The sequence below is a fragment of the Pseudomonas sp. ICMP 10191 genome (assembly GCF_001467335.1).
Taxonomy (GTDB): domain Bacteria; phylum Pseudomonadota; class Gammaproteobacteria; order Pseudomonadales; family Pseudomonadaceae; genus Aquipseudomonas; species Aquipseudomonas cerasi.
In genome coordinates this window covers 50,958-61,237 of record NZ_LKGW01000116.1, presented here as the reverse complement: position 1 = coordinate 61,237, position 10,280 = coordinate 50,958, and the positions used below count along the sequence as shown (strand labels likewise).

Annotated in this window: 10 protein-coding genes; all 10 read right to left on the bottom strand. The window is 57.7% G+C overall.

The features are described 5' to 3' along the window. Window positions 1-92 precede the first annotated feature (92 nt). Window positions 93-1,928 carry a glutamine--fructose-6-phosphate transaminase (isomerizing) gene (gene glmS / locus AO388_RS16880; protein WP_003432746.1) on the bottom strand — a complete coding sequence of 612 codons (1,836 nt, stop codon included), beginning with the start codon at window positions 1,926-1,928 and terminating at the stop codon, window positions 93-95. 9 nt (window positions 1,929-1,937) lie between these two features. After that, window positions 1,938-2,705: a DeoR/GlpR family DNA-binding transcription regulator gene (locus AO388_RS16875; RefSeq protein ID WP_003367861.1), complete on the bottom strand. Its 768-nt coding sequence runs from the start codon at window positions 2,703-2,705 to the stop codon at window positions 1,938-1,940. A 296-nt stretch (window positions 2,706-3,001) separates the two neighbouring features. Continuing rightward, window positions 3,002-4,369 (bottom strand): bifunctional UDP-N-acetylglucosamine diphosphorylase/glucosamine-1-phosphate N-acetyltransferase GlmU, encoded by a 1,368-nt coding sequence (glmU, locus tag AO388_RS16870; RefSeq protein WP_003367859.1) that lies wholly within the window; start codon window positions 4,367-4,369, stop codon window positions 3,002-3,004. 125 nt (window positions 4,370-4,494) lie between these two features. Beyond that, complete coding sequence (locus AO388_RS16865; RefSeq protein WP_003413751.1) at window positions 4,495-4,920, bottom strand: F0F1 ATP synthase subunit epsilon; 426 nt, start codon at window positions 4,918-4,920, stop codon at window positions 4,495-4,497. 43 nt (window positions 4,921-4,963) lie between these two features. After that, on the bottom strand, window positions 4,964-6,343 hold the full coding sequence (gene atpD, locus AO388_RS16860; protein ID WP_002555982.1) for a F0F1 ATP synthase subunit beta: 1,380 nt from the start codon (window positions 6,341-6,343) through the stop codon (window positions 4,964-4,966). A gap of 27 nt (window positions 6,344-6,370) precedes the next feature. Beyond that, on the bottom strand, window positions 6,371-7,231 hold the full coding sequence (atpG, locus tag AO388_RS16855; RefSeq protein WP_003367855.1) for a F0F1 ATP synthase subunit gamma: 861 nt from the start codon (window positions 7,229-7,231) through the stop codon (window positions 6,371-6,373). Window positions 7,232-7,281: 50 nt separating this feature from the next. Then, window positions 7,282-8,826: a F0F1 ATP synthase subunit alpha gene (gene atpA / locus AO388_RS16850; protein ID WP_002555984.1), complete on the bottom strand. Its 1,545-nt coding sequence runs from the start codon at window positions 8,824-8,826 to the stop codon at window positions 7,282-7,284. Between the two features lie 21 nt (window positions 8,827-8,847). Beyond that, a complete protein-coding gene (locus tag AO388_RS16845) occupies window positions 8,848-9,384 on the bottom strand; it encodes a F0F1 ATP synthase subunit delta (RefSeq protein WP_003315956.1) in 537 nt (178 codons plus the stop codon). A 12-nt stretch (window positions 9,385-9,396) separates the two neighbouring features. Beyond that, complete coding sequence (locus tag AO388_RS16840; protein WP_002555986.1) at window positions 9,397-9,867, bottom strand: F0F1 ATP synthase subunit B; 471 nt, start codon at window positions 9,865-9,867, stop codon at window positions 9,397-9,399. 57 nt (window positions 9,868-9,924) lie between these two features. Further along, window positions 9,925-10,182 (bottom strand): F0F1 ATP synthase subunit C, encoded by a 258-nt coding sequence (atpE, locus tag AO388_RS16835; protein ID WP_002555987.1) that lies wholly within the window; start codon window positions 10,180-10,182, stop codon window positions 9,925-9,927. Window positions 10,183-10,280 lie beyond the last annotated feature (98 nt).

The window sequence follows — 10,280 nt, the reverse complement described above, 5'->3', positions numbered from 1 at the left end:
CTGTGTCAAACTTTAATAGATTGTGTCAAACTTTAATAGGTTGTGTCAATCTTTATTCTGAACAGCCAGAAACCCCCACCCCTGTGGATAACTCACTCCACCGTCACCGACTTCGCCAGATTCCGCGGTTGATCCACATCCGTCCCTTTCAGCACAGCCACGTAATACGAAAGCAACTGCAGCGGGATGGTGTAGAGAATCGGTGCCAGGGCATCGATGATGTGTGGCATGGCGATGACGTGGGTGCCCTCGCCGTTCTTCATGCCGGCCTGCTCATCCGCGAACACGATCAACTCGCCGCCGCGTGCGCGCACTTCCTGCAGGTTGGATTTGAGTTTCTCCAGCAGTTCGTTGTTCGGTGCGACGGTGACGACTGGCATGTCGGCGTCGACCAGCGCCAACGGGCCATGCTTGAGTTCGCCGGCCGGGTAGGCTTCGGCGTGGATGTAGGAGATTTCTTTGAGCTTGAGTGCGCCTTCCATTGCCACCGGAAACTGTGCGCCGCGCCCAAGGAACAGGGTGTGGTGCTTCTCGGCGAACAGTTCGGCGATTTTCTCGACCGTGCCGTCCATTGCCAGCGCTTCGCCGAGGCGGGTTGGCAGGCGACGCAGTTCTTCGACCAGCTGCGCTTCGACGCCCTGCTCCAGCGATCCCTTGACCTGACCCAGCGACAGGGTCAGCAGCAACAAGGCGACCAATTGGGTGGTGAAAGCCTTGGTCGATGCCACGCCGATTTCCGGGCCAGCCTGGGTCAGCAGGGTCAGGTCTGATTCACGTACCAGTGAGCTGATGCCGACGTTACAGATCGCCAGGCTGGCCAGAAAGCCCAGTTCCTTGGCGTTGCGCAGCGCTGCCAAGGTGTCGGCGGTTTCACCGGACTGCGAGATCGAGACGAACAGGGTGTCCGGCTGAACCACTACCTTGCGATAGCGGAACTCGCTGGCCACTTCGACCTGGCAAGGGATGCCGGCCAGGCCTTCAAGCCAGTAACGCGCTACCATGCCTGCGTGGTAGCTGGTGCCACAGGCCACGATCTGAACATTGCGTACTTTGGCGAACAGTTCGGCAGCCTGTGGACCAAATGCGTGGACCAGCACTTGCTGTTGCCCCAGACGACCTTCGAGGGTGCGCTGTACGACCTTGGGCTGCTCATGGATTTCCTTGAGCATGAAGTGACGATACTCACCCTTGTCGGCGGCTTCGGCGCCTTCATGGTATTGCACCACTTCGCGCTCAACCGACACACCGTCGACGTTCCAGATCTGCACGCTGTCGCGACGGATCTCGGCGATGTCGCCCTCTTCCAGGTACATGAAACGGTCAGTGACCTGACGCAGCGCCAGTTGGTCGGAGGCCAGGAAGTTTTCACCCAGGCCCATGCCGACAACCAGCGGGCTGCCACTGCGAGCGGCCAGCAGGCGATCCGGCTGCGCGGCATTGATGACCGCAAGCCCATAAGCACCGTGAAGTTCTTTCACCGCAGCCTTCAGGGCAACCGCCAGATCGGCGGTGTCCTTGAGCTTGTGGTGCAGCAGATGGACGATGACTTCAGTGTCGGTATCGGATGCGAAGACGTAACCCAGGCCTTTCAGCTGTTCACGCAGCGCTTCGTGATTCTCGATGATGCCGTTGTGGACAACTGCCAGCGTGTCGGCCGAGAAGTGTGGGTGGGCGTTACGCTCACACGGGGCGCCGTGGGTCGCCCAACGCGTGTGGGCAATGCCCAGACGACCGATCAGCGGCTCGCCGGCAAGTGCCTGTTCCAGCTCACTGACCTTGCCAGAGCGACGGCGGCGCTCAAGGGTGCCTTCGTTGCTGAAGACTGCCACGCCCGCGCTGTCATAACCGCGGTATTCAAGGCGCTTGAGGCCTTCGAGCAAAATGGCCGTGATATTACGTTCAGCAACGGCGCCGACGATTCCACACATGGTTATCTCCTAGCTGACAGCAGCACAAATCAGATTGATGCCGCGGGCCTGTATCTGATCGCGCGCCTCACTGGGCAGGCGATCATCAGTAATAAGGGTGTGGATACTGCTCCAGGGCAGTTCCAGATTGGGGATCTTGCGACCGACCTTGTCGGCTTCGACCATGACCACGACTTCCCGGGCGACTTCCGCCATGACCCGGCTCAAGCCCAGCAGCTCGTTGAAGGTGGTGGTGCCACGAATCAGATCGATGCCGTCGGCACCGATGAACAGCTGATCAAAGTCGTAGGAGCGCAGTACCTGTTCCGCGACTTGCCCCTGAAAAGACTCCGAGTGCGGATCCCACGTTCCGCCCGTCATCAACAGGACCGGTTCGTGCTCCAGCTCGGTCAGGGCGCGCGCAACATGCAGGGAATTGGTCATGACCACCAGGCCGGGTTGCTGGCCCAGCTCAGGAATCAATGCCGCCGTGGTGCTGCCACTGTCGACGATGATTCTGGCGTGCTCGCGAATTCTGGAAACCGCAGCGCGGGCGATGGCCTGTTTGTAGCGGGAAACCGGCTGACTGCCATCGCTTATAAGCTCGTGAGGAAGCGGCACTGCGCCCCCGTAACGGCGCAACAGCAGGCCGTTGGTTTCAAGCGCAGCCAGGTCCTTTCGAATCGTAACTTCGGAAGTTTCAAAGCGTCTAGCCAAGTCGTCCACACTGACTTCACCTTGCTCGTTGAGCAGGGCGAGAATGTTGTGGCGACGCTGCGGTGTATTACGCTTCGACATGACTGCCTTAAGTTTCGTTTCGAAAGATAATGAAGGCAATCAAAACCTATTTTTTGGTTTTGGTCAAGGTTTCGGGATGGGGCGGCGCAATTTCTACCGGATACTCGTGACATCGGCTTTTGAGCCTGGGGTGTGACGCGGAGCGTCACGAACGGCATTCCTACGCTGGAGCGTGAGGAACGAGAGGTGATCTCAAGATCATCTTACCCATGCTCCGCGTCCTGGCTTGACTGTCAGGTGTGGATAGTTATGGACGCGTGCCAATGTTGAGCATTGGCACGNGGACTGTGGATAACTCAGTCTTTCCTGATTTTCACCGGCCGCTTCCAGCCTTCGATGTTGCGCTGGCGGGCGCGGGCTACGCCGAGTTGTTCAGCAGGCACGTTTTGCGTGATGGTCGAGCCAGCTGCAGTCGTCGCGCCGTCCAGGATATCCACAGGCGCAACCAGAGAGTTGTTGGAACCAATGAACACGTCTGCACCCAACGTCGTCTTGTGCTTGTTGGCACCATCGTAGTTACAGGTGATGGTACCGGCGCCGATATTGGTGCGTGCGCCGACCTCAGCATCACCAAGATAAGTCAGGTGGCCAACCTTGGCCCCCTCGCCCAGGTTCGCATTCTTGAGCTCGACAAAGTTACCCACATGCGCCTTGGCACCCAGCACGCTGCCTGGTCGCAGGCGTGCAAACGGGCCGGCATCGCTGCCCTCCCCCAGAATCGCACCGTCGATGTGGCTGTTGGCTTTGACGACGACACCCTTGCGCAGGGTGCTGTCCTTGATGACGCAGTTCGGACCGATGACCACGTCATCCTCGATCACGACCTTGCCTTCAAGAATCACATTGATATCGATCAGCACATCGCGCCCGACGCTGACTTCACCGCGCACATCGAAGCGCGCAGGGTCACGCAGGGTCACGCCAGCCGCCATCAGACGACGGGCTTCACGCATCTGGTAATGACGCTCCAGTTCGGAAAGCTGCTTGCGATCATTGGCGCCCTGCACTTCCATCGCGTCGTGGGGTTGCTCTGTGGCAACCACCAGGCCGTCATTAGCTGCCATGGCGATCACGTCGGTGAGGTAATACTCGCCCTGGGCATTGTTGTTGGACAGCCGCCCCAGCCAGTCAGCGAGATGAGCAGCAGGCACCGCGAGAATTCCGGTATTGCCTTCGGTGATAGCCTTCTGCGCGTCGCTCGCGTCCTTATGCTCGACGATGGCACAGACACGATTCTGCTCATCGCGAACGATACGGCCGTAACCGGTAGGGTCATCCAGCGTAACGGTCAACAGGCCCAGTTGCCGTAGGTTGACCAGTTTGAGCAGGCGCGAAAGCGTCTCTACTTCGATCAACGGGACATCGCCATAAAGAATCAACACGGTATCAGCCGTCAGCGCGGGCAGCGCCTGAGCAACCGCATGGCCGGTACCGAGTTGCTTGTCCTGCATCACGAAATTCAAGTCATCGGCTGCCAGCTGTTCACGAACAGCATCAGCGCCGTGTCCGATCACGACATGTATTCCACTTGGGGATAACTGGCGCGCGCTGTGGATAACATGACCCAGCATGGAATTGCCGGCCACGGGGTGCAGGACCTTGGGCAGCGCGGACCGCATCCGGGTACCTTGGCCAGCAGCGAGAATAACGATATCGAGAGACATGATAGGACTACCAACTGAGCGGCAACCGGACCGAAGGCGGGCTGACTTGAAAGAGGAAATCTGAAAAAAGAAAAAGGGTAGCCGAGGCTACCCTTTTTCTCAATCGCGCATCGAGTGCAGCGGGGTTAGCCGCCAAACTTCTTGCGAATTTGCTGAACGGTGCGCAGCTGAGCTGCAGCCTCGGCCAGACGAGCAGTTGCAGATCCGTAATCGAAATCTGCGCCCTTCTCGTTCAGGGCCTTCTCGGCAGCCAGTACGGCAGCCTGAGCAGAAGCTTCATCCAGGTCGGCAGCACGTTGCACAGTATCGGCAAGCACCTTGACCATGTTCGGCTGAACCTCAAGGAAACCACCGGAGATGTAGAACACCTCGGCTTCCCCACCCTGCTTGATCAAGCGGATCGGGCCCGGCTTCAGATCAGTGATCAGCGGCGCGTGGCCTGGAGCGATACCGATATCACCCAGGTTGCCGTGCGCAATCACCATCTCGACCAGACCGGAGAAGATTTCCCCTTCCGCGCTGACGATGTCGCAATGGACTGTCATAGCCATTTGCTTGCCTCAACCTAATAGCGCCCGTTGCCGGGCGCCGGGATTACAGTTTCTTGGCTTTCTCGATCGCTTCTTCGATGCCGCCGACCATGTAGAACGCTTGTTCTGGCAGATGGTCGTAGTCACCGTTGAGGATGCCTTTGAAGCCAGCAATGGTGTCTTTCAGGGAAACGTATTTACCCGAAGCACCGGTGAAGACTTCTGCCACGAAGAAAGGCTGGGACAGGAAGCGCTGGATCTTACGAGCACGGTTAACCAACTGCTTGTCGGTCTCCGACAGCTCGTCCATACCCAGGATCGCGATGATGTCTTTCAGCTCTTTGTAGCGCTGCAACACGTACTGAACGCCGCGAGCGGTGTCGTAGTGTTCCTGGCCAATGACGTTCGGGTCCAGCTGGCGCGAAGTCGAGTCCAGTGGATCTACCGCCGGGTAGATACCCAGGGAAGCGATGTCACGGGACAGTACGACGGTGGCGTCCAAGTGGGCAAACGTGGTCGCTGGCGACGGGTCAGTCAAGTCGTCCGCTGGTACGTATACGGCCTGGATCGAGGTGATCGAACCATTCTTGGTGGAAGTGATGCGCTCTTGCAGAGTGCCCATCTCTTCAGCCAGGGTCGGCTGGTAACCTACTGCGGAAGGCATACGGCCCAGCAGTGCGGATACTTCGGTACCGGCCAGGGTGTAACGATAGATGTTGTCGACGAACAACAGAACGTCGTTACCTTCGTCACGGAACTTCTCGGCCATGGTCAGGCCGGTCAGTGCTACGCGCAGACGGTTACCCGGCGGCTCGTTCATCTGACCGTAGACCAGTGCCACTTTGTCCAGAACGTTGGAGTCCTTCATCTCGTGGTAGAAGTCGTTACCCTCACGAGTACGCTCACCCACACCGGCGAACACGGAATAACCGCTGTGCTCGATGGCGATGTTACGGATCAGCTCCATCATGTTTACGGTCTTGCCGACACCGGCACCACCGAACAGACCGACTTTACCGCCTTTGGCGAACGGGCAGACCAGGTCGATAACCTTGATGCCGGTTTCCAGAAGGTCATTGCCGCCTGCCTGCTCAGCGAAGGACGGTGCAGGACGGTGAATGCCCCAGCGCTCTTCGGTGGCGATCGGGCCAGCTTCGTCGATCGGGTTGCCCAGCACGTCCATGATCCGGCCCAGCGTCGCTTTACCGACCGGTACGGAGATGGCTGCGCCAGAGTCTGTTACTTCCAGACCACGCTTCAAGCCCTCGGTGGAGCCCATCGCAATGGTACGAACCACGCCGTCGCCCAGCTGCTGCTGAACTTCCAGGGTGGTTCCTGCCGCGCTCTGAACTTCCAGCGCGTTGTAGATACTCGGTACGCTATCGCGTGGGAATTCCACGTCGATCACGGCGCCGATGATTTGAACGATACGTCCGCTACTCATTAGCTGGTTCCTCTAATATTTGAACCGTTAAACCGCGGCAGCGCCGCCGACGATTTCCGAGATCTCTTGGGTGATCGCTGCCTGACGCGCCTTGTTGTAGATCAGCTGCAAATCGCTGATCAAATCACCGGCGTTGTCTGTGGCGTTCTTCATCGCGATCATCCGCGCTGCTTGTTCAGCTGCGTTGTTCTCGACCACCGCCTGGTACACCTGCGATTCCACGTAGCGAACCATAAGGCCGTCTAGCAGCTCTTTGGCATCGGGTTCGTAGAGATAGTCCCAGTGGTGCTTGAGCCCTTGATCCGGGGTTGCCACCAGCGGAATCAATTGCTCCACTGTTGGTTGCTGGGTCATGGTGTTGATGAACTTGTTGGATACCACGGACAGGCGATCAATACGGCCATCCAGGTAGGCATCCAGCATCACCTTGACGCTGCCGATCAAGTCGTTGATCGACGGCTCTTCGCCCAGGTGGCTGATCGCAGCGACGACGTTACCGCCGAAGTTGCGGAAAAATGCCGCACCTTTGCTGCCGACCACGCACAGATCGATCTCTACACCGTTTTCACGGTTCACCGCCATGTCCTTGACCAGAGTCTTGAACAGGTTGGTATTCAAGCCACCACACAGACCACGGTCACTGCTCACTACGACATAACCGACGCGCTTAACAGGGCGCTCGATCATGAACGGGTGGCGGTACTCCGGGTTGGCGTTTGCCAGATGACCAATCACCTGACGAATGCGCTCCGCGTAAGGACGGCTAGCAGCCATGCGCATTTGAGCCTTGCGCATTTTGCTGACCGCCACTTTTTCCATGGCGCTGGTGATCTTTTGCGTGCTTTTGATGCTCGCAATCTTGCTGCGAATCTCTTTTGCGCCTGCCATGTAACACCTATCAGGTTAGCAAGCGGGAGCCTTGCGGCCCCCGCTGCGGCTTACCAGGTTTGGGTGGCCTTGAACTTCTCGATGCCGGCTTTCATGCCAGAATCGATTTCGTCATTGAAGTCACCCTTCACGTTGATCTTCGCCATCAAATCGGCGTGATCGCGGTTGAAGTAAGCAATCAGCGCTTGTTCAAAGCTGCCGATCTTGGCGATTTCGACGTCAGTCAGGAACCCACGCTCAGCGGCATACAGCGACAGCGCCATGTCAGCGATCGACATTGGTGCGTATTGCTTCTGCTTCATCAGCTCGGTAACGCGCTGACCATGCTCAAGTTGCTTGCGGGTCGCCTCGTCCAGGTCAGAAGCGAACTGGGCGAATGCCGCCAGTTCACGGTACTGAGCCAGAGCGGTACGGATACCACCGGAAAGCTTCTTGATGATCTTGGTCTGAGCGGCACCACCCACACGGGATACCGAAACACCGGCGTTCACAGCCGGACGGATGCCGGAGTTGAACATCGCCGATTCCAGGAAGATCTGACCGTCGGTGATGGAAATCACGTTGGTCGGAACGAACGCGGAAACGTCGCCAGCCTGGGTTTCGATGATCGGCAGTGCGGTCAGGGAACCGGTTTTGCCGGTCACTGCGCCGTTGGTGAACTTCTCTACGTATTCTTCGGAAACACGCGATGCGCGCTCCAGCAGACGGGAGTGGAGATAGAACACGTCGCCTGGGTAAGCTTCACGGCCTGGTGGACGGCGCAGCAGCAGGGAAATCTGGCGGTAAGCCACTGCTTGCTTGGACAGATCGTCATAAACGATCAGCGCGTCTTCACCGCGGTCGCGGAAGAACTCGCCCATGGTGCAACCCGAGTACGGTGCAAGGAACTGCAGCGCTGCGGATTCGGAAGCACTTGCAGCCACGACGATGGTGTTAGCCAGTGCGCCGTTCTCTTCGAGCTTGCGAACAACGTTGGCAATGGTCGATTGCTTCTGACCGATTGCTACGTAGACGCAGAAGATGCCGCTGTTCTTCTGGTTGATGATTGCGTCGATGGCCAGAGCGGTTTTACCGATCTGACGGTCACCGATGATCAGCTCACGCTGGCCACGGCCGACAGGAATCATGGCATCGACAGCCTTGTAGCCAGTCTGTACAGGCTGGTCTACCGACTTACGCCAGATCACGCCTGGAGCAACTTTCTCGACCGCATCGGTCTCGGTGTTGTTCAGCGGACCTTTGCCGTCAACTGGGTTACCCAGTGCATCGACAACGCGACCCAGCAGTTCCTTACCAACCGGAACCTCGAGGATGCGGCCTGTGCACTTGGCGCTCATGCCTTCAGCCAGAGTCGTGTAAGCGCCCAGTACAACGGCACCCACGGAGTCTTGCTCAAGGTTCAGCGCCATACCGTAGACACCGCCCGGAAACTCGATCATTTCGCCGTACATTACGTCGGCCAGACCATGAATCCGCACGATACCGTCAGACACGCTGACGACTGTGCCTTCGTTACGGGCTTGGGAGGTTACATCGAGCTTGTCGATGCGACCCTTGATGATTTCACTTATTTCGGAAGGATTGAGTTGCTGCATTGCTCTGCTGCCCCTTCAAACTCAAGATTTCAATGCTTCGGCTAGTTTCGCGATCTTGCCACGAACTGAGCCATCGATAACCAGGTCGCCGGCGCGGATGACGACACCCCCTATAAGAGAGGCATCCTCCGCAGCATGCAGGCGCACTTCCCGGCCGAGCCGTGCACTGAGAACCTTGGCGAGTTTGTCTTGCTGTTCTTGGTTCAATGCGAAAGCACTGGTGACATCCACATCGACCGATTTTTCCTGCTCGGCCTTGTACAGGTCGAACAGTTCGGCGATCTCCGGCAAGAGCGGGAGGCGGTCGTTTTCAGCAACGACGTGAATGAAATTCTGTGCCTTGGCATCGAACTTTTCGCCACACACTTCAATAAAAGTGGTGGCCTTTTGTGCGCTCGTCAGTCGCGGGGCCTTGAGCATGCGCTGCATGGTGTCGTCTTGCGACACCGCAGCAGCCAGGCCGAGCATGGCTGACCAATTGGCCAGCTGCTGGTGGGCCTGCGCATGCTCGAAGGCCGCCTTCGCGTAAGGTCGGGCCAACGTGGTCAGTTCTGCCATGATCGCCCTCGCTTAAATTTCAGCAGCCAGTTTGTTAACCAGCTCCGCGTGCGCGTTTTGATCGATTGTGGCACCCAGAATCTTCTCTGCGCCATTGACTGCCAGGCTACCCAACTGGGCGCGCAAGGCATCTTTGACACCGTTCAGTTCCTGCTCGATCTCGGCCTGAGCCTGAGCCTTCACACGGTCAGCTTCAACGCGTGCCGTTTCACGGGCTTCGTCGACAATCTGGGTACCGCGTTTCTTGGCTTGCTCAATGATCTCGGCTGCTTGAGCTTTAGCTTCGCGCAGTTGTTGACCCGCTTTTTCTTGGGCCAGCTCCAGGTCGCGAGCTGCTCGGGAAGCAGCGTCCAGTCCATCCGCGATCTTCTTCTGACGTTCGTGCAAAGCCGCGATGACCGGAGGCCACACGAACTTCATGCAGAAAATCACAAAAATGAAGAACGCAACGGACTGGCCAATCAGGGTTGCATTAATGTTCACGCCAACACCTCGCTCGTTCGTTGTCCATCACACCAATCAACTCGAAAATTCGAGTGATCAGCCAGCGAGTTGACCAACGAAGGGGTTCGCAAAGGTGAAGAACAGAGCGATACCAACACCGATCATGGTCACGGCGTCGAGCAGGCCCGCAACGATGAACATTTTAACTTGCAGCATTGGAACCATTTCCGGCTGACGCGCTGCGCCTTCCAGGAACTTGCCGCCCAACAGGCCGAAACCGATTGCAGTACCCAGTGCGCCCAGGCCGATCAACAGTGCAACAGCGATAGCGGTTAGACCAACTACAGTTTCCATCTTTCCTCCCGACTTTTACGTCGTATTGGTTAGGTTTTTTTAATTGAAGCGGTAAAACAAAATCGTTTCTACATCAGCCCTTGCGGGCACCGCCTCGC

What these genes read in the sequence shown, in the direction of transcription:
- glmS (WP_003432746.1), bottom strand. Translation starts at nt 1,928, where the DNA reads ATGTGTGGAATCGTCGGCGCCGTTGCTGAACGTAATATCACGGCCATT.
- AO388_RS16875 (WP_003367861.1), bottom strand. Translation starts at nt 2,705, where the DNA reads ATGTCGAAGCGTAATACACCGCAGCGTCGCCACAACATTCTCGCCCTG.
- glmU (WP_003367859.1), bottom strand. Translation starts at nt 4,369, where the DNA reads ATGTCTCTCGATATCGTTATTCTCGCTGCTGGCCAAGGTACCCGGATG.
- AO388_RS16865 (WP_003413751.1), bottom strand. Translation starts at nt 4,920, where the DNA reads ATGGCTATGACAGTCCATTGCGACATCGTCAGCGCGGAAGGGGAAATC.
- atpD (WP_002555982.1), bottom strand. Translation starts at nt 6,343, where the DNA reads ATGAGTAGCGGACGTATCGTTCAAATCATCGGCGCCGTGATCGACGTG.
- atpG (WP_003367855.1), bottom strand. Translation starts at nt 7,231, where the DNA reads ATGGCAGGCGCAAAAGAGATTCGCAGCAAGATTGCGAGCATCAAAAGC.
- atpA (WP_002555984.1), bottom strand. Translation starts at nt 8,826, where the DNA reads ATGCAGCAACTCAATCCTTCCGAAATAAGTGAAATCATCAAGGGTCGC.
- AO388_RS16845 (WP_003315956.1), bottom strand. Translation starts at nt 9,384, where the DNA reads ATGGCAGAACTGACCACGTTGGCCCGACCTTACGCGAAGGCGGCCTTC.
- atpE (WP_002555987.1), bottom strand. Translation starts at nt 10,182, where the DNA reads ATGGAAACTGTAGTTGGTCTAACCGCTATCGCTGTTGCACTGTTGATC.